Source organism: Streptomyces sp. NPDC042336, assembly GCF_055581985.1.
Window position 1 is genome coordinate 118,361 of sequence record NZ_JBVJEA010000016.1, and the last position, 20,340, is coordinate 138,700.

The following is a 20,340-nucleotide window of genomic DNA, read 5'->3' on the forward strand; positions in this document are numbered from 1 at the left end:
CGCGACAGCGGCACACCCACGGGAGAGGCCCCCATGTCCCAGCAGATGATCTTCCTGAACCTGGCCACCAACGACCTCGACGCCTCGAAGAAGTTCTTCACCGGGCTCGGGTACGAGATCAACGCCCAGTTCAGCGACGACAGCACCGCCTCGATCCCGCTGAGCGACGCCATCGTCGTGATGGTGCACACGCCTGAGAAGTACCGCCAGTTCACCAAGAAGGAGATCGCGGACTCCACGAAGTCCAGCGAGGTGCTGATCGCGCTGAGCGCCGAGAGCCGCGAGAAGGTCGACGAGCTGGTGGAGAAGGCGGTCGCGGCCGGCGGCTCGGTCTCCGGCGAGACCCAGGACCACGGCTTCATGTACGGCCGGGCCTTCGACGACGTCGACGGCCACACCTTCGAGGTCGTGTGGATGGACCCGGCGGCGGTCCAGGGCTGATCCGGCGCCTGCCTAGCATGGGCGGGTGGATCAGACACCCGCCCAGCGCACGGCCCGGTCACCGCACGGGTCACCGTCACTGTCACAGTTCCAGTCCCACCACGCCTCCCACGACCGGGAGATCGAGAGCCTCGCCGAGTTCGACCGGGTCGTCTCGGCGCCCGGCGGCCTCGCCCACCACCGCGTCCAGGCCGTCGACCTGACGGACCGTACGGACGCGCTGCTCGCCGCCGACCCCACGGGCGCCGTCTTCCTCGGCTGCCCCATGGACCCCGGTGCCGCCGCCAGGGTGCGCGCCGCCGGCGCCCTGGTCTTCCCGCCCATACCGGGCCTGCCCTTCGACCCCTACCGGGGGCGTGTCTACTCCCCCGACGAGCTCTACGCCCGTCTGGACGAGGGCTACGGGGCGACACCGGACGCCCTGGCCTACGACTGGTTCCAGCAGACCAAGGCCGACGGTGACGTGTTCGCCTCCATGCTGCGCGCGGTCCATGACGACGCCGTGTCGGACGCGCTGGACGAACTCGTCGTCGGTGACCGGGTGGTGGGCGTCATGGGCGGCCACGCCATGGCCCGCGGAACCGCGGAGTACTCGGGTGCCGCACGCCTGGGCCGGGAGCTGGCCCGCGCCGGTCTCACGGTGGCCACGGGCGGCGGTCCGGGCGCGATGGAGGCGGCGAACCTCGGCGCGTACGCCGCCCCGTTCGACGACCGGATGCTGGACGACGCGCTGGTGCTGCTCGCCAAGACCCCGTCGTTCGCGCGGTCGATCGCCGACTGGGCCCGGTCCGCGTTCGAGGTGCGCGAGCGCTGGCCCGGCGGCGGCGCCTCGGTCGGCATCCCGACCTGGTTCTACGGTCAAGAGCCGCCCAACGCCTTCGCCGAGCACATCGCCAAGTACTTCGCCAACGCCACGCGTGAGGACGGCCTGCTGGCCCGCTCCACCGCGGGCGTGGTGTTCCTGCCGGGCGCGGCCGGCACCTTGCAGGAGATCTTCGACAACGCGACGCCGAACTACTACGGGTCGCGCGGCGAGCCCACGCCGATGGTGCTCGTGGACCGGGAGCACTGGACCCGGACGCTGCCGGCGTGGCCGCTGCTGCGATCGCTGGCGAAGGGGCGGCCGATGGAGTCCAGAATCGCGCTGGTTGACCGAATCGACGAGGCTCCCGATGCGCTGAAACGTCTTGGCGGTTAATAAGACGGCAAAGTCAACGGCCCCAGCAGGCATATGCGTTGACACTTCTTACGCCCCGCTTATAGACCAGTGAGGCTCATGGGTGTGCTGATGCCGCGCCATCGGGCGTCGGCACCCTCTTCACCCCCCGCATCCGCGCTCCCGTAAAGGACAAACGTGGCAGCCCTGTCCATAATCAGCCGCACGGCATCACGCCGTAGCGTCCGCGCCCTCGGCGTCGTCGCCGCCTCCGCGGCCCTGGCGCTCAGCGCCTCGGGCACCGCCCTCGCCTGCAACATCGGCGAGTTCTCCGCCGCAGCCAAGTGCGACGGGGACAACGGTGTCATCACCGTCACCGACGTGGACCCCGCCGGCATCCCGGCCACCGTCACCGTCTACCTCAAGGACGGCGACAAGCAGGTCGGCCAGCAGACGGTCAAGGGCTCCAAGGAGGGCACCACCGTCTCCTTCCCCGTGGACTGGCAGCCGAACACGACGTACCGCATCCACGTCAAGGCCGACAAGTACGTCGACGAGGACATCAAGCCGGACCTCACGACCCCGTCGACCCCCTGCAAGACCGAGGACACCCCGCCCCCGTCCCCGGCCCCGTCGGAGAGCTCCTCGACCCCGTCCGACGAGACGGAGTCCCCGGCCCCCGAGCCGTCCACGTCGGCCCCCGCGCCGTCGCAGCCGGAGAGCAGCGCCCCGGCGGCGGTGCCGAACGACAACGCCCCGTCCCCGGCGGCCGGTGACTCCAACCTCGCCGAGACCGGTGCCAACTCCAACACCGGCATGATCGCCGGTATCGCGGCGGCCCTGGTCGTCGTCGGTGGCGGCGCCGTCTTCTTCGGCCTGCGCCGTCGCGGGGCGAACAGCGGCAGCTGATTCCCCGCGCCCACGCGCTCACCGCGGTGGCCCGTCCCGGTCCGGGCCGGGCCACCGTCGTGTCAGCCGAACGTCGCCTTCTCCAGCCAGAGTTCGAGCAGCCCCCGGTCACCGAGCACCTCGAGCCCCGGGGCGTCCGGCGGCAGTCGGCCGTAGAAAGCCAGCAGCACGCCCGTGACCGGCCCGCGCAGCGCCACCGTCGCCTTCCCGTGCCCGCGGCGCCAGGTGATGCCGTCGTCGGGCAGCTCGACGATCCACTCGGCGTTCAACCCGGCCGGGGTGTCGGTCGCGTGCAGGTGGAGGCTGCTGCCGGGGGCGCGCAGTTCGTTCGCCGATCCGCCTGGCAGGGCCCGCTGCACGAACCGCACGATGTCCAGCCACTCGTCGATCGCGTCGGCCGCCACCTCGGGCGCGACCGTCTGGAGGGGCAGGCCCGCCGTCAGGGCCGCGTCCGCGCCGTGGACGACGAGTTCGTGGGTCATCCGGCGCGCCCAGAACCCCGCCGTGTCGATGCCGGCCCACGACCACGCGTGCGCGTCCGGACCGGCCTCCCGCAGCGCCCCGGCGACCACGTCGCCGGACTCCGCCGGCCACGCGTCCAGCGCCGCCGCGTCCCCGGTCTCCGCGGGCCCCGCCGCGCCCGGCGCACGGTCCACCGGGAGGTCCTCCCCGGCGCGGGTGGCGACGATCAGCCCGGTCCAGCGCAGAGCCCGGCCCACGTGCCGTACCAGGTCCTCCAGGGTCCAGTCCGGGCAGGTCGGCACGGTGGCGGTCAGGTCCGCGCCGGAGGTGACCACGGCCCTGAGCCCGCCCACCTGGTGAACGATTTCGTCGCAGTACCGGTCGTGCGCGAGAAGTGACATGCGGCCCACCCTAGGAGCGCGACGATCACCCCGGAAGACACGGTCAGCCGAGTACGACGACTTCCGCCGCGTCGAACTCCACCCCTACCGCGGCCCCGACCTCCGGCGCCGACCGCAGCGCGCAGGCCGCCTCCAGACGGGGCGCGTCCTCGGGCTGGAGGTGCACGGCGACGTGCGTGCCGCGGAAGGTGCGGGCGGTGACCGTGCAGCGCAGGCCCTCGTCGGCGGGGACGACGCGGACCCCGGCCGGCCGCACCAGCACCGTCCGCGTGCCCTGCGGGGCGTCCTCGGGGACCGGCACCTTGCCCCAGGGGGTGTCCGCGGCCTGTCCGGCGACGGAAGCCTCGGTCACGTTGTCGAAGCCGAGGAAGCGGGCCACGAAGGCGTCCGCCGGCCGCTGCCACACCTCCAGGGGCGTTCCCGACTGGGCGATCCGCCCGTCCCGCATCACCACGACCCGGTCGGCGAGCGCGAACGCCTCGCCCTGGTCGTGCGTCACGGCCAGCACGGTCGTACCCAACCGCCCGAACAGCTCCCGCAGTTCGACCACGAGACGCTCCCGCAGCGAGCGGTCCAGCTGGCCGAGCGGCTCGTCCAGCATCAGCAGCCGGGGACGGGGCGCGAGGGCGCGGGCCAGCGCCACCCGCTGCTGCTCCCCGCCGGAGAGCGCGGCGACGGACCGGCGGGCGGCGCCCGGCAGCCCGACCAGCTCCAGCAACTCCCCCACCCGCTGACGCTGTTCGGCCCGGGACGCGCCGCGCATCCGCGGGCCGAAGGCGACGTTCCCGGCCACGTCACGCTGCGGGAAGAGCTGGTGGTCCTGGAACATCAGCCCGACCTCACGCCTGTGCGCGGGCACCCCGGACTGGTCCCGCCCGTCCAGCGTCACCCGCCCGGCGTCCAGCGGCTGGAGCCCGGCGACCGCCCGCAGCAGGGTCGACTTGCCGCTGCCGCTGGGCCCGAGCACACACACCACCTCGTGCTCGGCGACCCCCAGGTCGACGTCGTCGAGCACGGCCCGCCCACCGAAGCGGACGGTTGCTCCTTCGAGGCTCAGCAGGCTGGGCGACATGTTCAGAACTCCCCGCTCCGGTCGGTCCGCAGCCGCTCCAGCACCACCAGGGCCACCGCGCACACCAGCATCAGAATCGTCGAAAGGGCCATCGCCTGGCCGTAGTTCATCTCCCCGGGCCGCCCCAGCAGCCGCGCCACGGCGACCGGCAGCGTCGGGTTGTCCGGCCGGGCGATGAACACGGTCGCGCCGAACTCACCCAGCGACACCGCGAAGGCGAACCCGGCAGCGACCAGCAGCGCCCGCCGCACCATCGGCAGGTCCACCTCTCGCCACACGCGCCAGGGCGACGCGCCCAGCACCGCCGCCGCCTCCCGCAGCCGCCCGTCCACCGCCCGCAGCACCGGCAGCATGGTCCGAACGACGAAGGGCACGCCCACCAGCGCCTGCGCGAGCGGCACCAGGATCCACGAGGACCTGAGGTCCAGCGGGGGTTCGTCCAGCGCGATCAGGAAACCGAAGCCGACCGTCACGGCCGACACCCCGAGCGGCAGCATCAGCAGTGCGTCGAACCCGCGCACGAAGCGGCCCGCGTCGCGCCGGGTGAGCGCGGTCGCGGCCAGCCCACCGATCACCACGGCGATGCCGGTGGCGGCGACGGCGTACTGGAGGGAGTTGCCGATCGCCTCGATCGGCGGGACGAGGAAGGCGCCGCCGTCCTCGCGGGTCAGCGCCCGGTAGTAGCCGAAGCCGGACGCGCCCAGCGACCGCTGCACCAGCACCGCGAGCGGCAGCACCAGCAGGACCACGATGACGCCCAGGACCCCGGCGAGCAGCGCCCACTGCCCGGCTCCGCGCGGCCGGCGCGCGGTCGTGGCCGCGTCCACCAGCCGCAGAGCCGTCTCGCGCCGCCGCACCGTCCAGGCGTGCACGGCGAGGACGGCGGCGACGGCGGCGAACTGGATCAGCGTCAGGACGGCCGCCGTGGACAGGTCGAAGACCTGCGAGGTCTGCCGGTAGATCTCCACCTCCAGAGTGGAGAAGGTCGGCCCGCCGAGGATCTGGACGACGCCGAAGGAGGTGAAGGTGAACAGGAAGACCATCAGCGCGGCGGCGGCCACGGCGGGTGCCAGAGCGGGCAGCGTGACCTTCCGCCACGCCCGCAGCCGCGAGGCGCCGAGCATCCGCGCGGCCTCCTCCTGCCGCGGGTCGAGCTGCGCCCAGAGTCCGCCGACGGTGCGGACGACGACGGCGTAGTTGAAGAAGACGTGCGCGAGCAGGATCGCCCACACCGTGGTGTCCAGGCGCAGGCCCCACAGCTCGTCCAGCAGCCCGCCGCGCCCCACCAGCGCCAGGAACGCCGTACCGACGACGACCGTCGGCAGCACGAACGGCACCGTCACCGCGGCCCGCAGGACCTGCTTGCCGGGGAAGTCGAAGCGGGCGAAGACGTACGCGCCGGGCAGCGCGACCAGCAGCGTGAGCGCGGTGGACGCCAGCGCCTGCCAGGTGGTGAACCACAGCACGTGGCGCACGTCGGACTGCGCGAGCACGTCCCCGATCCGCCCGAGCCGCCAGACCCCGTCGACCTCCAGGCCGCGCGCGACGATGGCGGCGACGGGGTAGGCGAAGAACACCGCGAAGAACGCGACGGGCACGGTCATGAGGCCGAGCCGGACCGCGCTCGCGCGCACGCTCCCCGCCGGCTTCAGCGCTGCCGGCTTCACCGCCTGCTTGCCTTCGTGGCTCACTTCAGTACGAGCGAGGTCCACGACTTGACCCACTGGTCGCGGTTGCCGGCGATCTTCGCCGGGTCCAGGGTCCGCGGGTCCTTCGCCTGCGGCCCGAACTTCCGGAACACCTCGGGGACCTGCGCGCCCTCCCGCACCGGGTAGACGAACATGTTCAGCGGCATGTCCTCCTGGAAGGTCTTGCTGAGCAGGAAGTCGAGGAGCGCCTTGCCGCCTTCGGGGTTCTGGGCGTTGCTGAGCAGGCCCGCGTACTCGACCTGCCGGAAGCACGTCCCGTCGGCGACGCCCGTGGGGGCGGTGTCCGGCTGCGGGTCGGCGTAGACGACCTCGACGGGCGGGGAGGAGGCGTAGGAGACGACGAGGGGACGCTCGCCCCCCGCCTTCTTGCCGCCGGCCGAGCCGGAGAACTCCTCGTTGTACGCCTGCTCCCAGCTGTCGACGACCTTGACGCCGTTCGCCTTGAGCTTCTTCCAGTAGCCCTCCCAGCCTCCGTCGCCGTACTGGGCGGCGGTGCCGAGCAGGAAGCCGAGCCCGGGCGAGGAAGTGCCGGCGTTCTCGGTGACGAGCAGGTCCTTGTACTCGGGCTCGGCCAGGTCGTCGAAGGACTTCGGCGGGGTCAGTCCGTGCTGGTCGAAGTACGCCTTGTCGTAGTTGACGCAGATGTCGCCGGTGTCGACCGGAGTGACCCGGTGCTTGTCCGGGTCCGCCCGGTACTGGGGCAGGACCAGGTCGGAGCCCTTCGCCTCGTACGGCTGGAACAGGCCGTTGTCGAGCGCGCGGGACAGCAGGGTGTTGTCGACGCCGAAGAAGACGTCACCCTGCGGGTTGTCCTTGGTGAGGATGGCCTTGTTGACGGCCTGCCCGGCGTCGCCGTCCTCCAGGACCTTGACCTTGTAGCCCGACTCCTTCTCGAAGGCGGCGATGACGTCCTTGGAGGCGGCCCACGAGTCGTGGCTGACCAGGGTCACGGTCTTGGAGCCGCCGGAGCCGCTGCCACCGGCGTCGTCGGACGACGATCCGCAGGCGGCCAGCGTGCCGACCATGCCGAGTCCGACGGCCAGGACACTGACCTTCTTGGTGATGCTCACTGAATTCCTCCTGGGTGACCAGGAGAAGACGCGGCCCCGCCCGGAACCCCCGACGAGGGTCCCGGGCAGGGCGCAACAGCTCGAGTGGTGACCGATCTCCCTACCCAGAATGACCTGGGCCAGGTTCGGAGGGTCTGCGGCCGGTGCCGCACTCTCAGCGCTGTGGCGCTCCCCTGTCGGAATATGAAGATGTGACTGTGCTGACGTACTTCCGCCGGTCAGGTTACCGCTCGCTGGCGGCGAGCTGACCACACGCCCCGTCGATCTCCTGCCCACGGGTGTCCCGGATCGTCACCGGCACACCGTGCGCCGCGATCGCCTCCACGAACGCCTTCTCGTCCTCCGGCCGGGACGCGGTCCACTTGGAGCCGGGCGTGGGGTTGAGCGGGATCAGGTTGACGTGCACGGGCTTGCCCTTGAGCAGCCGCCCGAGACGGTCACCGCGCCAGGCCTGGTCGTTGATGTCCCGGATCAGGGCGTACTCGATGGACAGCCGGCGCCCGGACTTCGCCGCGTACTCGAACCCGGAGTCCAGCACCTCGCGCACCTTCCACCGCGTGTTGACGGGGACGAGGGTGTCGCGCAGCTCGTCGTCGGGGGCGTGCAGGGAGATGGCGAGGCGGCACTTGAAGCCCTCGTCGGCGAAGCGGTGGATCGCCGGGACGAGACCCACCGTGGAGACGGTGATGCCGCGCTGCGAGAGCCCCAGCCCGTCCGGCTCGGGGTCGGTGAGGCGGCGGATGGAGCCGACGACGCGGTTGTAGTTGGCGAGGGGCTCGCCCATGCCCATGAACACGATGTTGCTGAGCCGCGCGGGGCCGCCCGGGACCTCGCCGTCCCTGAGCGCCCGCATGCCGTCCACGATCTGGTGCACGATCTCGGCGGTCGACAGGTTCCGGTCCAGGCCGGCCTGGCCGGTGGCGCAGAACGGGCAGTTCATGCCGCAGCCGGCCTGGGAGCTGATGCACATGGTCACCCGGTCCGGGTAGCGCATGAGGACGGACTCCACGAGGGTCCCGTCGAACAGCTTCCACAGCGTCTTGCGCGTGGTCCCCTGGTCGGTCGACAGGTGCCGCACGACCGTCATCAGTTCGGGCAGCAACGCCTCCTGCAGTCCCTGGCGCGAACCGGCGGGGATGTCGGTCCACTGCTCGGGGGCGTGCGCGTACCGCGCGAAGTAGTGCTGCGAGAGCTGCTTCGCACGGAACGGCTTCTCACCGATCGCGGCGACAGCCTCCTTGCGCTCGGCAGGCGTGAGATCGGCAAGGTGCCGCGGCGGCTTCTTGGCTCCGCGCGGCGCGACGAATGTGAGTTCTCCGGGCTTAGGCATGGCCATACCAGTGTCGCAGACATACGGAGAGGGACCCGCCGCCCTGTGGACAACGAGTCCCTCATCGAAGAACCAGCAGGTCAGACCCACCCAGGAGGGGTCACCGACCGGGTCACCCCGACCCCACGAAGATCACCAGCAGCAGCCACACCACCGGTGCCGTCGGGAGGAGGGAGTCGAGGCGGTCCATGATGCCGCCGTGGCCCGGCAGGAGGGTGCCCATGTCCTTGATGCCGAGGTCCCGCTTGATCATGGACTCGCCGAGGTCGCCCAGGGTGGCGCTGACCGCGACCACGAGGCCGAGCAGCAGGCCCTGCCACCAGGTGCCGTCGTCGATCAGGAACTGCATGCACAGCGCGCCCGCCGCCATCGCGAACGCGACCGCTCCCAGCAGGCCCTCGCGGGTCTTGCCGGGACTGATGCGCGGGGCGAGCTTCGTGCGGCCGAAGCGCCAGCCGACGGCGTAGGCCCCGGTGTCGCTGACGACCGTCAGTATCAGGAAGACCAGCACCCGCCAGGCACCGTCGTCGGCCGCCAGCATCATGGCGACGAAGGTGGCCAGGAACGGCACGTAGAACGCGGCGAACAGGCCCGCCGTGACGTCCCTGAGATACCCCTCGGGCGGCTCCGTCATCCGCCAGACCAGTACCGCGAGCGCCGTGAGGGCCATGGCGACCCACGCTCCCTCGGCGCCGCGCGCGTAACCGGCGACCACCATCGCGGCGCCGCCGATCGCGAGCGGCACGAGGGGCGCCTCGATGCCCTTGCGCTCCTCCAGCCGCTTGGTCAGCTCCCACAGGCCCACCACGACCGCGACCGCGATCACGCCGACGAAGACGGCCTTGACGACGAACAGCGACGCGATGATCACCACGCCGAGTCCGACGCCGACCCCTATCGCGGCACCCAGGTCGCGCCCCGCGCTCTTCTTCTGCGGCGACGGCTGGGGCTGCGCCGGCTGCGGGGCGTCGGGCATGGGATCCGGATTCTGCGGCACCGCCGCATACGGCTGCGCCGACGGGTTCTGGTCGCGATACGGCTCGTCGCGAACGGGCTGGTCGTGGAACGGCTCGTCCCGGAACAAGGGACCGCTCAGCCGAGCGGTCCCCTGGTCGTCGTCCTGGTCTCCGCCGTGTTCGGGTACGTCGGGCACGATGGGCATGGGGCGAGTCTGCTGCGCGTAGTGCGCATCGTACGCGGGACCCGCCGGACCGGCGCCCTGGACGGGTCCCTGGTCGGACGGCCCCCAGTACCCGGCTTGTGGCGGCGCTCCCCAGGAAGAGTCGTTCATCAGACCTCGAGCAGCTCCGCTTCCTTGTGCTTCAGGAGCTCGTCCACCTGTGCGACGTACTTGGCGGTGGTGTCGTCGAGCTCCTTCTCCGCACGGCGGCCCTCGTCCTCGCCGACCTCGCCGTCCTTGACCATCTTGTCGATGGTGTCCTTGGCCTTGCGGCGCACGGAGCGGATCGAGACCTTGGCGTCCTCGCCCTTGCTCTTGGCCACCTTGATGTACTCCCGGCGGCGCTCCTCGGTCAGCTCGGGGAACACCACCCGGATGATGTTGCCGTCGTTGCTCGGGTTGACGCCCAGGTCGGAGTCGCGGATCGCCTGCTCGATGTTGCGCAGGGCGGTCTTGTCGAACGGTGTCACCACGGCCATGCGCGGCTCGGGCACGGAGAACGAGGCCAGCTGGTTGATCGGCGTCGGTGCGCCGTAGTAGTCGGCCACGATCTTGTTGAACATCGCCGGGTGCGCACGGCCGGTGCGGATCGCGGCGAAGTCCTCCTTGGCGACCACGACGGCCTTCTCCATCTTCTCCTCGGCCTCGAGGAGGGTCTCTTCGATCACCACTTGCTCCTGCGTGTCTTGAGTAGGCCCGGCTGCGGTTCCCCTGCGGGCGGCGGCCGGCTGCGTCGCGTTCTTCCTGCACGGTTCCCGACCGGCGGGACATTGTCCATCCCCCGGCCCGGTCCCGTCCCGTCCGTCCCCCGGACAGGTGGCGTCCGCGGACGGGGGGTGTTCTCCGGTCAGTCCCGGCTGCCCTGGTCACCCACGAGCGTGCCGATCTTCTCACCCTTGACGGCGCGGGCGATATTGCCCTCCTTCAACAGCTCGAAGACCACGATCGGGAGGCTGTTGTCGCGGCAGAGCGTGACGGCCGTGGCGTCGGCGACCTTCAGGTCCCGGGTGATGACCTCGCCGTAGCCGAGCGCGTCGAACTTCACGGCGTCGGGGTTGGTCTTCGGGTCGGAGTCGTAGACCCCGTCCACACCGTTCTTACCCATGAGCAGGGCCTCGGCGTCGATCTCGAGGGCGCGCTGGGCGGCGGTGGTGTCGGTGGAGAAGTACGGCATGCCCATACCGGCGCCGAAGATGACCACGCGGCCCTTCTCCAGGTGCCGCACGGCGCGCAGCGGGATGTAGGGCTCGGCGACCTGGCCCATGGTGATGGCGGTCTGCACGCGGCAGTCGACGCCCTCCTTCTCCAGGAAGTCCTGGAGGGCCAGGCAGTTCATCACGGTGCCGAGCATGCCCATGTAGTCGGAGCGGGCGCGGTCCATGCCGCGCACCTGCAGCTCGGCGCCGCGGAAGAAGTTGCCGCCGCCGATGACGATCGCGATCTGCGCGCCGTCCCGGACGACGGCCGCGATCTCGCGGGCGATGGCGTGCACCACGTCGGGGTCGACGCCCAGGCCCCCACCGCCGGAGAAGGCCTCTCCGGACAGCTTCAGCATGAAGCGGCCGCGTACTTTGCCGTCGTCGCTCTTCTCGGCCTTGGTGGTCATGGAGATCTCGCCTCTTTTACGTGGGTCACACACACGAAGAAGGCCACTGCCGGTGGGGGCGTGTTTCGCATCCCATACGCGGCAATGGCCTCCTCGTCAGATCTGCTGCCGTCCGCCGCCACGCGCGCGTACGCAACGGCATACGCGAACGGCGCCGACGACTGCTGTCGACCCTACCGGGGTCGCACGTCCGTCGCGGTACGGACTCAGATGCCGACCTTGATGCGCGAGAAGCGCTTCAGGCTGACACCGGCCTCTTCCAGCACCTTCTGGACGGACTTCTTGTTGTCCAGGGCGTAGGGCTGGCCGAGCAGGGTGGCGTCCTTGAAGAAGCCGTTGAGGCGACCCTCGACGATCTTCGGCAGGGCGGCCTCGGGCTTGCCCTCGGCGCGGGTGGTCTCCTCGGCGACGCGGCGCTCGGACTCGACGACCTCGGCCGGGACGTCCTCCTTGGAGAGGTACTTCGGCGCGAAGGCGGCGATGTGCTGGGCGACGCCCTTGGCGATCTCGGCGTTGGGCTTGTCCAGCTCGACGAGGACACCGATCTGCGGGGGCAGGTCGGGCATCGTGCGGTGCATGTACGCGGTCACGAAGCCGCCGGAGAACTGCGCGAAGCGGTCCAGGACGATCTTCTCGCCGAGGTTGGCGTTGGCCTCGTCCACGTACGCCTGGACGGTCTTGCCGGGCTCGATCTCGGAGGCGAGCAGGGCCTCCAGGTCGGCCGGGGCGGCCTTGGCGATGTGCTCGGCGATGGTCTTGGCGACAGTCTGGAACTTCTCGCCCTTGGCGACGAAGTCCGTCTCGCACTTCAGCTCGACGAGGACACCGGAGGTGTTGTCGTCGGCGATGATCGAGACGACCGCGCCGTTCTCGGCAGAGCGGCCCTCGCGCTTGGCGACGCCCTTCTGACCCTTGATACGGAGCGCCTCGACGGCCTTCTCGACGTTGCCCTCGGCCTCGTCCAGCGCCTTCTTGCAGTCCATCATGCCGGCGCCGGTGAGCTCACGGAGCTTCTTGACGTCGGCGGCGGTGTAGTTCGCCATGATTTCGGAATCTCTCTCGAAGTCTGAAGATCTACGGGCCGGACGGCGGGGGCTTCGTGGGCCCCCGCCGTCCGGCACCCGAAGGTGGTGAGGGGTCAGGCCTGCTCGGCGTCCGCGGCCGGGGCCTCGGCGGGCGCCTCGGCGGCGGGGGCCTCGGCGGCGGGGGCCTCGGCCTCGGCAGGGGCGGCCTCGGCAGCCGGAGCCTCGGCGGGCTTCTCGGCGGCCTCGGCGTCGTCCTTCTTCTCGGCCTTCTCGCCCTCGAGCAGGTCGCGCTCCCACTCGGCGAGCGGCTCGCCGGCGGCCTTCTCGCCCTTGGCGCCGCCGGCGGCACCGGAGCGGGCGATGAGGCCCTCGGCGACGGCGTCGGCGATCACGCGGGTGAGCAGGGTGACGGAACGGATCGCGTCGTCGTTGCCCGGGATCTTGTAGTCGACCTCGTCGGGGTCGCAGTTGGTGTCGAGGATGGCGACGACCGGGATGTTGAGCTTCCGGGCCTCACCGACCGCGATGTGCTCCTTCTTGGTGTCCACGATCCAGACGGCGCTGGGCACCTTGGACATCTCGCGGATACCGCCGAGGGTCTTCTCCAGCTTGGCCTTCTCGCGGGAGAGGACCAGCAGCTCCTTCTTGGTGAGGCCGGAGGCGGCCACGTCCTCGAAGTCGATCTGCTCGAGCTCCTTCAGGCGCTGCAGGCGCTTGTAGACGGTCGAGAAGTTGGTGAGCATGCCGCCCAGCCAGCGCTGGTTGACGTAGGGCATGCCGACGCGGGTGGCCTGCTCGGCGATGGCCTCCTGCGCCTGCTTCTTCGTGCCGACGAACATGACCGTGCCGCCGTGGGCGACGGTCTCCTTGACGAACTCGTAGGCGCGGTCGATGTACGACAGCGACTGGAGCAGGTCGATGATGTAGATGCCGTTGCGCTCGGTGAAGATGAAGCGCTTCATCTTCGGGTTCCAACGGCGGGTCTGGTGACCGAAGTGGACGCCGCTTTCCAGCAGCTCCCGCATCGTGACGACGGCCATGGCCGTATCTCCTTGGTGTTCTCGGTTGTGCCGCGCGAGCCGGACGGCTCCCGCGCCTGACGCCCGCGTTGCGCCGTGCCGCAAGGGACCGAGGGGCGCTGACACCGGCCTCGGGAGGCCTCGTGTCGGGGCGTGCGAAGTCGACCCGGTGACCCGGATCGCCACCAGAAGTGTACGGGACCCGCGGGGTACCGGGTGACGCGGCTGTCCACAAGCGGGGCGCGGTCCACAGGGCCGGGCGGCGACGGGCCCCGGCGGGGGATGGTGCTCGCATGCGAACGAGGCGATGGGTGCGGACGTGTGCCCGAGTGGTGGTGCTGTCGGCCGTCCTTGCGGTTCTGGCCGCCCAGGCCGCGGGGTCGCCGCGCCCGGCGCCGGCGGTGTGGGCCCTGCCGGGCCCGGTGGACCCCATGGACCCGGTGGTCCCGGTGGCCCCGGTGGTGCCGGCCGTGGCCCGGAACTGGCCGGTCGGTACCCGGCCCACGGTCCTGCGGGGCTGGGAGCCCCCGGCGACCCCGTACGGACCGGGGCACCGCGGCGTGGACCTCGCCGCGGACGGCGGGGCGCCGGTGCGGACGGTGGCCGCGGGGCGGGTGTCGTTCGCGGGGCCGGTCGCGGGCCGGGGCGTGGTCTCGGTGGAGCTGACGGGGACGGGCGAACCACCCCTGCGGACGACGTACGCCCCCGTCCGGGCGACCGTGAGGAAGGGCGACCAGGTGGCGGCCGGGGAGCCGCTCGGCACGGTGGAGCCGACGGGTGCGCACTGCACGGCCTGCCTGCACTGGGGCCTGCTGCGGGGCGAGGTCTATCTGAACCCGTTGTCCCTGCTCCCGCCGTGGCTGCTGAACGCGGGTCCGTCGAGGCTGCTGCCGGTCCTGGGGGTGCCGTTGCCCGGCCGTGCGGAGATCAGCCCCGCACGCCGCGCAGCGCCATGGAGACCGCCGCCTCCGTGATCGCCGCCGGCTCCTCCGCCGCGCCCAGCTCGATCCGCCGTACGGCCGCGTCGACGACGCCCTGGAGGAGCATCGCCGCCAGCCTCGGCTGGCCGTGCCCCATCTCGCCCAGCGCCTCGACGATCATCGCGACCAGCCCGCCGTGCGCCGCCCGGATCTTCTCCCGGGCGCCGGCGTCCAGCTCGCTCGCGGAGATGGCCACGACGGCCCGGTGCCGCCGGTCCCCGACCAGGTCGAGCTGGGTACGCACATAGGCCTCGACCTTGGCCTCGGGGGCCGTCTCGCGCTCCATCGCGGCCTCGACCTCGGCGGCCCAGACGGGGAAGTCGACGGCGCACAGCTCCTCGACCACCGCCGCCCTCGACCGGAAGTACTCGTAGACGGACGACCGGGCGAGGCCCGTCCGTTCGGCGAGGGCGGGGAAGGTCAGCGCCTCCGTTCCGCCGTCGGACAGCAGGGAGCGTGCCGCGTCCAGCAGGGCGGCACGCTGCATCGACCGGTGCTCGGCCACAGAGGCCGCTCGAATCCTTGGCACGTCACCACTTTACGGACGCGGCCCCCCGTACGGGAGTCGTCCACCGGGCCGCACATCCTGCGACGGGGCCGCCGGCGAAGCCGTTTCCCCGCCGCAGGCCCAGGTCAGCGGCCGAAACCCGCCAGCTTGGCGCGCAGTTGCAGCACCGACTTGGTGTGGATCTGGCTGACCCTGCTCTCGGTCACACCCAGCACGTTCCCGATCTCGGCGAGGGTGAGGCCCTCGTAGTAGTACAGCGTGACGACGGTCTTCTCCCGCTCCGGCAGTGTGTTGATCGCCCGGGCCAGGAGTCGTCGCAGCTCCCGGTCCTCGGCGACCTCCACCGGATTGTCGGCGGCGGTGTCCTCCAGCGTGTCCATCAGACTCAGCCGGTCGCCGCCCTCGCTCCCCGCGTGCAGCAGCTCCTCCAGGGCCACCACGTTGGCCAGCGACAGCTGGCTGAAGACGGCGTGGAGGTCCTCCACCGCGATCCCCATCTCCACGGCGACCTCGCTCTCCGAGGGGGTGCGGCGCAGGCGTGCCTCCAGCGTCGCGTACGCGCGCTCCACGTTCCGCGCCTTCTGCCGCACCGAGCGGGGGATCCAGTCCAGGGCGCGCAGCTCGTCGATCATCGCGCCCCGGATCCGGGTGATCGCGTACGTCTCGAACTTGATCTCCCGGTCGACGTCGAACTTCTCGATGGCGTCGATCAGCCCGAACACCCCGGAGGAGACGAAGTCGGCCTGCTCGACGTTGGGCGGCAGTCCCACGCTGACGCGGCCCGCCACGTACTTCACCAGGGGCGAGTAGTGCAGGATCAGCTGTTCCCGCAGCCGCTCGTCGCCGGTCGCCTTGTACGACCGCCACAACTCGTCGAGTGTCGAGGGGGCGGACGGTCGCACGCTGCCACCGTCGCGGGCGGCTGGGGGGATCGCCGCCCGGTCGGACCCGGAGGTGTGCTGGGGCATTCGTCGCCTAGTGCCGTTCTGCCGTGATGTGGATCTGCCTGAGGCCGCCGGTCTGCTTTCTGGTTGTCGCCTGCTGTCGGCCGTCTGCGTGGGGGGTAGTCGTGAGCGTAGCGTGACTGGACCGTCGCGGTGTGCGAACGAATGGGTGGTGACCCTACGCAGATACGTTCCGCCGAACGCTCTACAGGGGGGACGATGATCGCTCTGGGTGATCACATGAATCCCTCAACTGCCAGAATCCCCAGGGGCGTCGGGGTTCCCCCGGACGGCCGAACACGGTGCGTCAGCACGGACTGCGCCCGCCGCGAACCGAGATCATCGCCTGGCGTGTCAACTTCCAGCCGTCGCCGTGTCGTTCGACGTAACCGAGTGCTCGAAGCTCGTACAGCCTCGCGACCGCGTCGTCCTCGCTGGTCTGGGCGCGCCGTGCCACCTCCGCCGCCGTCGCCGTTCCCCGCCCGGGGAGGCCGGACAGCACCTGGCGGGTCCGGGGCTCCAGGAGATCGGTGGGGAGGACGGGTCCGCGCCGCTCCGGAGGCAGCTCTCCCATGTCACCGACCAGTTCGATCACCTCGGCGGCGTCGCCGACGAGCACCGCGTCGGCGCGCAGCAGCTCGTGCACCCCGGCGGAGAGGGCGCTGGTCGCCGGCCCCGGGACGCCCATCACGTGCCGGCCCAGCCGCCTGGCCGCTCGGGCGGTCACCAGCGAACCGCTGCGGTAGGCGGCCTCGACGACCACGGTGCCCCGAGTGAGCGCGGCGATGACCCGGTTGCGCAGGATGAACCTGCTCGGCGTCGGATGGTCGCCCGGTGGCAGCTCGCCGACGACCAGGCCCTGTTCGGCGATCCTGGTGATCAGTGCGGTGTGCCCGGGAGGGTAGGGGCGGTCGACCCCGCAGGCGAGGACCGCCGCGGTCGCGCCGCCGGCGCCGAGGGCACCGCGGTGGGCGGCGCCGTCGATCCCGTAGGCACCGCCGGACACCACGACCCAGCCGCGCTCGGCCAGGCCGGCGGCGAGGGTGGCCGCCATGTGGGCGCCGTACTCGGTGCAGGCGCGGGCTCCGACGACGGCGACCGACCTGAGCGCCCACAGGCGCAGACTTGGCCCGCCCCGCACCCAGAGCCCGAGCGGCCGGGCGTCACCGAGGTCGTCGAGCTGACCCGGCCACTCCGCGGTCCCGGGGACCACGAAGCGGGCCCCCGCGGACCGGGCGACGGCCAGGTCACGGCGGGGGTCGGCCCGGCCCGCCCGCGCGCACAGCCCGGCCCACCGCTTCTCGCTCACCCCCGGGAGGGCACGCCCGCCCTCGCGCAGTCGCCGCACCACCTCCAGGACACCGCGCTCCCGCACCCACCGCCCGACCGCCTCGTCACCGGGCTCGAGCACCCGGGCGAGGAAGACCCGCCCGAGCAACTCATCGTCCGCCGGTCGGTCACCCGGCGCCCCGCCTCCGCCGGCACCCGCCTCCAGGCCCGCGTCACCCTGCGTCGCGACGCCACGGGCGCCGGCAGCCAGGCCGCCCACGGCACTGGCGTCGTTGCCGCCCGTGAGGTCCGGCCCGGCCAGTGCCTCGTCGCCGTGCGCCTCGTCGCCGTGCACCTCGTCCGCCTTCACCGTCTCACCCCCGTCGCAAGCGTCATGACCGGCCACGGCGTCCTCCCGCACCGTGGCCCTCCCCCTGGCCTGTTCGGCCCTCCCCGTCCCCCCGCCGTCCCCGGACAGGGTGCGCATCACCGCGTCCGCCTCGGCCGGCCCGCCGCGACCGAGGGACACGGCGTCGTCCTGGAAGAGGGTGTCGGCCCTCGGCGACGGCGCGTTCCCGCTGATGGCGACGTCCCTCAGCGGGGTGGTCCCCCCGCTCCTGGAGGCGCCGCCCGGGCGCGGGATCACGCCGCTCATGACACGGTCCTCCAGCGCCCCGGTCTGCCCGCCCACCGCACCCTCCGACGGGGACGTGGCCTCCCCGCCCACCGCACCCTCCGACGGAGACATGGCCTCCCCGCCCACGGTGCCGCCCTCCAGCGGCACGGTCTCTCCCCTCACGGCGCTGTCCCGGCTCGGCATGATCTCCCCGTTCACGTCAGTGCTCCCAAGGCCATGGGCACGCCCCGCGGCACTCCTGTGCGCAGTTGCAGTGCCAGGGCGACGTCCCGCGCCTCGGGTCGGTCGTGGCCGACGAGGTCCGCGACGGTCCAGGCGACGCGCAGGACCCGGTCGAGTCCGCGGGCGGTGAGCACACCGCGTTCCAGGCTGCGCTCCGCCTCCTCCAGGGCACCGGGCGCGGCGCGCCAGCGGCTGCGCAGCTCCCGTCCGGGCACCTCGCTGTTCGAGCGCCACGGGGTGCCCGCGAGGCGCTCGGCCGCCCGCTCCCGGGCCGCCCGCACCCGGTCGGCGACGGTCGCGGTGGGGTCGCCCCGGGGACCGTCCCCGGCCAGTTGGCTGCGGGTGACCCGGTCCACCTCGACCCGCAGGTCGACCCGGTCGAGCAGCGGCCCGGACAGCCTGGCCTGATAGCGCCGGATCGCCGAGGGCGGGCACTCGCACACCTCGTCGGCCTGCGAGAACCGCCCGCACGGGCAGGGATTGGCGGCCAGCACCATCAGGAACCGCGCCGGGAAGCGCACCACACCCGCGCTGCGCGCGATGACGACGTGCCCGGCCTCCAGCGGCTGACGCAGGGCGTCCAGCACGTGGCTGCTGAACTCGGGTGTCTCGTCCAGGAACAGGACGCCCCGGTGCGCCAGCGACACCGCCCCGGGCCGGGCGATGCCGGGGCCACCCCCTACGAGGGCCTGCATCGTGGCGGAGTGGTGCGGGGCGCAGTAGGGCGCCACGTCGATCAGGGGCTTGCCCGGCGGAAGCAGTCCGGCCACCGAGTGCACGGCGGTGACCTCGAGCGACTCCGCCCGGCACAGCGGGGGCAGGATGGCGGGCAGCCGTTCGGCGAGCATGGTCTTGCCGGCGCCGGGCGGTCCCTCCAGGAACAGGTGGTGGCGGCCGGCCGCGGCGACCTCCACGGCCGTGCGTGCCGACTCCTGACCGACGACGTCGGCGAGGTCGTGGCCGTGGTCGTGCTGTGCCGCTCCCATGCTGTGCATTCCGGTGGCCGCGCCCGTGCCGGGCACGCGCAGGCCGGCCAGGAGCGGGTCGGGGCGGCCCTGCTGGTCCTGCTCCTCCTCCGGCACGGGTTCGTCGGCGAGGACGGCGATCAGCTGGCGCAGGCTGCGTACGCCGAGCACCGAGACGCCCGGCACCAGGGACGCCTCGGCCGCGGCGCACTCCGGCACGACCACCTGTTCGTACCCGGCCTCGGCCGCGGCCAGTACCGCGGGCAGGATGCCGCGCACCGGCCGCACCCGGCCGTCCAGACCCAGCTCTCCGATCATCACGATGTCGGCGAGCACCCGCGGGTCGATCCGCTCCGCGGCGCCCAGCACGGCCGCCGCGACCGCCAGATCGAAGCCGCTGCCGCTCTTGGGCACCGAGGCCGGGCTGAGGCCCACCGTCAGCTTCTTCTGAGGCCACTCCGCGCCCGAGTTCACCACCGCGGCCCGCACCCGGTCCCGGCTCTCCGTGAGGCTCTTGTCCGGCAGCCCCACCAGGGTGAACGCCGCCACGCCCGGTTCCAGGTCGGCCTGGACCTCGACCACCACGCCCTCGACGCCGACGAGCGCCACCGAGCAGGTACGCGCGAACCCCATCACGCCACCCCCCGGGCGTGCTCGACCACGGGGCCACCGCGCCGCGGGAGGAGCACGCCGACCAGGTCGATGCGCACGCCGCCGGGCGGGGCTCCTCCGTGGGTCTGGATCCAGCGCTCCGCGAGCCGCCGCAGCCGCTCGGCCTTGTCCGGGGTCACGGCGGCCATCGGGTGCTGGAAGGAACCGCCCCTGCGCGTCTTGACCTCGCAGACGACCAGGACGTCTCCGTCCCGGGCCACGATGTCGATCTCGCCGGTCCTGCCACAGCGCCAGTTGCGCTCCAGGACGGTCATCCCGGCCCCGGTCAGCCGGCGGACGGCGAGTGTCTCGCCGTACTCGCCCATCGCACCTCGTGCGTTCATGTCGGCACCACCTCCGGCACCAACGATCACGCAGACGGAGAAAACCCGTCACTCACAGTGAACTACTCACCGGTTGTGGAAAACTCCGTCACCCGCCGGGCAGCTCCAGGTCGCTCTTGTTCAGCTCCTCGATGTTCACGTCCTTGAACGTCAACACCCTCACCTGCTTCACGAACCGGGCCGGCCGGTACATGTCCCACACCCAGGCATCAGCCATGGAGACCTCGAAGAACACCTCGCCCTGGACCGAGTGCACCTGCATCTCGTAGTCATTGGTGAGGTAGAAACGCCGCTCGGTCTCGATCACGTATTTGAACAGACCGACGACATCGCGGTACTCCCGGTAGAGCTTGAGCTCCATCTCGGTCTCGTACTTCTCGAGGTCCTCGGCGCTCATGGCATGTTCCCCTTCAGCCGTGCGGTCCCCCCATTGTGCGCCA

General features: G+C 71.8%; 20 protein-coding genes and 1 riboswitch. Of the genes, 4 read left to right on the top strand and 16 right to left on the bottom strand.

Annotation, left to right across the window (positions count from 1 at the left end; genetic code table 11):
* The first annotated feature begins 33 nt into the window (after positions 1-33).
* The 3 genes from ACZ6IM_RS29205 to ACZ6IM_RS29215 all read left to right on the top strand — a co-directional run bounded on the left by ACZ6IM_RS29205 (position 34) and on the right by ACZ6IM_RS29215 (position 2,506).
* On the top strand, positions 34-441 hold the full coding sequence (locus ACZ6IM_RS29205) for a VOC family protein (RefSeq protein ID WP_052838360.1): 408 nt from the start codon (positions 34-36) through the stop codon (positions 439-441).
* A gap of 79 nt (positions 442-520) precedes the next feature.
* Positions 521-1,639: an LOG family protein gene (locus ACZ6IM_RS29210; RefSeq protein WP_469560513.1), complete on the top strand. Its 1,119-nt coding sequence runs from the start codon at positions 521-523 to the stop codon at positions 1,637-1,639.
* A gap of 156 nt (positions 1,640-1,795) precedes the next feature.
* Complete coding sequence (locus ACZ6IM_RS29215; protein WP_052838361.1) at positions 1,796-2,506, top strand: LAETG motif-containing sortase-dependent surface protein; 711 nt, start codon at positions 1,796-1,798, stop codon at positions 2,504-2,506.
* 62 nt (positions 2,507-2,568) lie between these two features.
* Here ACZ6IM_RS29215 and ACZ6IM_RS29220 read toward each other — a convergent pair whose 3' ends face one another.
* The 10 genes from ACZ6IM_RS29220 to rpsB all read right to left on the bottom strand — a co-directional run bounded on the left by ACZ6IM_RS29220 (position 2,569) and on the right by rpsB (position 13,401).
* Positions 2,569-3,369 carry a maleylpyruvate isomerase family mycothiol-dependent enzyme gene (locus tag ACZ6IM_RS29220; RefSeq protein WP_052838362.1) on the bottom strand — a complete coding sequence of 267 codons (801 nt, stop codon included), beginning with the start codon at positions 3,367-3,369 and terminating at the stop codon, positions 2,569-2,571.
* Between the two features lie 43 nt (positions 3,370-3,412).
* A complete protein-coding gene (locus tag ACZ6IM_RS29225) occupies positions 3,413-4,441 on the bottom strand; it encodes an ABC transporter ATP-binding protein (protein ID WP_469560462.1) in 1,029 nt (342 codons plus the stop codon).
* Positions 4,442-4,443: 2 nt separating this feature from the next.
* A complete protein-coding gene (locus ACZ6IM_RS29230) occupies positions 4,444-6,153 on the bottom strand; it encodes an ABC transporter permease (protein WP_469560464.1) in 1,710 nt (569 codons plus the stop codon).
* Positions 6,129-7,220 carry a thiamine ABC transporter substrate-binding protein gene (locus ACZ6IM_RS29235; RefSeq protein WP_052838364.1) on the bottom strand — a complete coding sequence of 364 codons (1,092 nt, stop codon included), beginning with the start codon at positions 7,218-7,220 and terminating at the stop codon, positions 6,129-6,131. Before ACZ6IM_RS29235 ends, ACZ6IM_RS29230 begins: the two co-directional genes overlap by 25 nt.
* Before the next feature lie 79 nt (positions 7,221-7,299).
* A riboswitch (TPP riboswitch) is annotated at positions 7,300-7,405 on the bottom strand.
* A 38-nt stretch (positions 7,406-7,443) separates the two neighbouring features.
* The gene (gene rlmN, locus ACZ6IM_RS29240) at positions 7,444-8,550 is read right to left on the bottom strand and encodes a dual-specificity RNA methyltransferase RlmN (RefSeq protein ID WP_052838365.1); all 1,107 of its coding nucleotides are present in this window, start codon (positions 8,548-8,550) and stop codon (positions 7,444-7,446) included.
* 112 nt (positions 8,551-8,662) lie between these two features.
* Positions 8,663-9,841, bottom strand: coding sequence for a phosphatidate cytidylyltransferase (locus ACZ6IM_RS29245; protein WP_052838366.1), 1,179 nt, complete (start codon positions 9,839-9,841; stop codon positions 8,663-8,665).
* Entirely contained in the window at positions 9,841-10,398 is a 558-nt protein-coding gene (frr, locus tag ACZ6IM_RS29250; RefSeq protein WP_052838367.1) for a ribosome recycling factor, read from the bottom strand. The genes ACZ6IM_RS29245 and frr overlap by 1 nt, the downstream gene beginning before the upstream one ends.
* Before the next feature lie 179 nt (positions 10,399-10,577).
* Positions 10,578-11,336, bottom strand: a complete 759-nt coding sequence (gene pyrH, locus ACZ6IM_RS29255) for a UMP kinase (protein ID WP_007444937.1) — start codon at positions 11,334-11,336, stop codon at positions 10,578-10,580.
* 206 nt (positions 11,337-11,542) lie between these two features.
* Positions 11,543-12,379: a translation elongation factor Ts gene (tsf, locus tag ACZ6IM_RS29260; RefSeq protein ID WP_052838368.1), complete on the bottom strand. Its 837-nt coding sequence runs from the start codon at positions 12,377-12,379 to the stop codon at positions 11,543-11,545.
* 95 nt (positions 12,380-12,474) lie between these two features.
* Positions 12,475-13,401: a 30S ribosomal protein S2 gene (rpsB, locus tag ACZ6IM_RS29265; protein WP_052838369.1), complete on the bottom strand. Its 927-nt coding sequence runs from the start codon at positions 13,399-13,401 to the stop codon at positions 12,475-12,477.
* A 272-nt stretch (positions 13,402-13,673) separates the two neighbouring features.
* Here rpsB and ACZ6IM_RS29270 point away from each other — a divergent pair, with 272 nt between their 5' ends.
* Positions 13,674-14,354: a murein hydrolase activator EnvC family protein gene (locus ACZ6IM_RS29270; protein ID WP_469560471.1), complete on the top strand. Its 681-nt coding sequence runs from the start codon at positions 13,674-13,676 to the stop codon at positions 14,352-14,354.
* Here the strand turns inward: ACZ6IM_RS29270 and ACZ6IM_RS29275 are convergent.
* The 6 genes from ACZ6IM_RS29275 to ACZ6IM_RS29300 all read right to left on the bottom strand — a co-directional run bounded on the left by ACZ6IM_RS29275 (position 14,308) and on the right by ACZ6IM_RS29300 (position 20,297).
* Positions 14,308-14,865 (bottom strand): TetR/AcrR family transcriptional regulator, encoded by a 558-nt coding sequence (locus tag ACZ6IM_RS29275; protein ID WP_052838371.1) that lies wholly within the window; start codon positions 14,863-14,865, stop codon positions 14,308-14,310. The genes ACZ6IM_RS29270 and ACZ6IM_RS29275 overlap by 47 nt on opposite strands.
* A gap of 128 nt (positions 14,866-14,993) precedes the next feature.
* Positions 14,994-15,836, bottom strand: a complete 843-nt coding sequence (gene whiG / locus ACZ6IM_RS29280; protein WP_052838372.1) for an RNA polymerase sigma factor WhiG — start codon at positions 15,834-15,836, stop codon at positions 14,994-14,996.
* Between the two features lie 283 nt (positions 15,837-16,119).
* On the bottom strand, positions 16,120-17,307 hold the full coding sequence (gene dprA / locus ACZ6IM_RS29285) for a DNA-processing protein DprA (protein ID WP_052838524.1): 1,188 nt from the start codon (positions 17,305-17,307) through the stop codon (positions 16,120-16,122).
* 605 nt (positions 17,308-17,912) lie between these two features.
* Positions 17,913-19,538, bottom strand: a complete 1,626-nt coding sequence (locus tag ACZ6IM_RS29290) for a YifB family Mg chelatase-like AAA ATPase (protein WP_469560475.1) — start codon at positions 19,536-19,538, stop codon at positions 17,913-17,915.
* On the bottom strand, positions 19,538-19,900 hold the full coding sequence (locus ACZ6IM_RS29295; RefSeq protein ID WP_469560478.1) for a YraN family protein: 363 nt from the start codon (positions 19,898-19,900) through the stop codon (positions 19,538-19,540). Before ACZ6IM_RS29295 ends, ACZ6IM_RS29290 begins: the two co-directional genes overlap by 1 nt.
* Positions 19,901-19,988: 88 nt before the next feature.
* On the bottom strand, positions 19,989-20,297 hold the full coding sequence (locus tag ACZ6IM_RS29300) for a DUF2469 domain-containing protein (protein ID WP_003965949.1): 309 nt from the start codon (positions 20,295-20,297) through the stop codon (positions 19,989-19,991).
* Positions 20,298-20,340 lie beyond the last annotated feature (43 nt).

What these genes read in the sequence shown, in the direction of transcription:
- tsf (WP_052838368.1), bottom strand. Translation starts at nt 12,379, where the DNA reads ATGGCGAACTACACCGCCGCCGACGTCAAGAAGCTCCGTGAGCTCACC.
- ACZ6IM_RS29220 (WP_052838362.1), bottom strand. Translation starts at nt 3,369, where the DNA reads ATGTCACTTCTCGCGCACGACCGGTACTGCGACGAAATCGTTCACCAG.
- ACZ6IM_RS29245 (WP_052838366.1), bottom strand. Translation starts at nt 9,841, where the DNA reads ATGAACGACTCTTCCTGGGGAGCGCCGCCACAAGCCGGGTACTGGGGG.
- pyrH (WP_007444937.1), bottom strand. Translation starts at nt 11,336, where the DNA reads ATGACCACCAAGGCCGAGAAGAGCGACGACGGCAAAGTACGCGGCCGC.
- rpsB (WP_052838369.1), bottom strand. Translation starts at nt 13,401, where the DNA reads ATGGCCGTCGTCACGATGCGGGAGCTGCTGGAAAGCGGCGTCCACTTC.
- ACZ6IM_RS29270 (WP_469560471.1), top strand. Translation starts at nt 13,674, where the DNA reads ATGCGAACGAGGCGATGGGTGCGGACGTGTGCCCGAGTGGTGGTGCTG.
- ACZ6IM_RS29300 (WP_003965949.1), bottom strand. Translation starts at nt 20,297, where the DNA reads ATGAGCGCCGAGGACCTCGAGAAGTACGAGACCGAGATGGAGCTCAAG.
- whiG (WP_052838372.1), bottom strand. Translation starts at nt 15,836, where the DNA reads ATGCCCCAGCACACCTCCGGGTCCGACCGGGCGGCGATCCCCCCAGCC.
- ACZ6IM_RS29295 (WP_469560478.1), bottom strand. Translation starts at nt 19,900, where the DNA reads ATGAACGCACGAGGTGCGATGGGCGAGTACGGCGAGACACTCGCCGTC.
- rlmN (WP_052838365.1), bottom strand. Translation starts at nt 8,550, where the DNA reads ATGCCTAAGCCCGGAGAACTCACATTCGTCGCGCCGCGCGGAGCCAAG.
- ACZ6IM_RS29225 (WP_469560462.1), bottom strand. Translation starts at nt 4,441, where the DNA reads ATGTCGCCCAGCCTGCTGAGCCTCGAAGGAGCAACCGTCCGCTTCGGT.
- ACZ6IM_RS29290 (WP_469560475.1), bottom strand. Translation starts at nt 19,538, where the DNA reads ATGGGGTTCGCGCGTACCTGCTCGGTGGCGCTCGTCGGCGTCGAGGGC.
- ACZ6IM_RS29205 (WP_052838360.1), top strand. Translation starts at nt 34, where the DNA reads ATGTCCCAGCAGATGATCTTCCTGAACCTGGCCACCAACGACCTCGAC.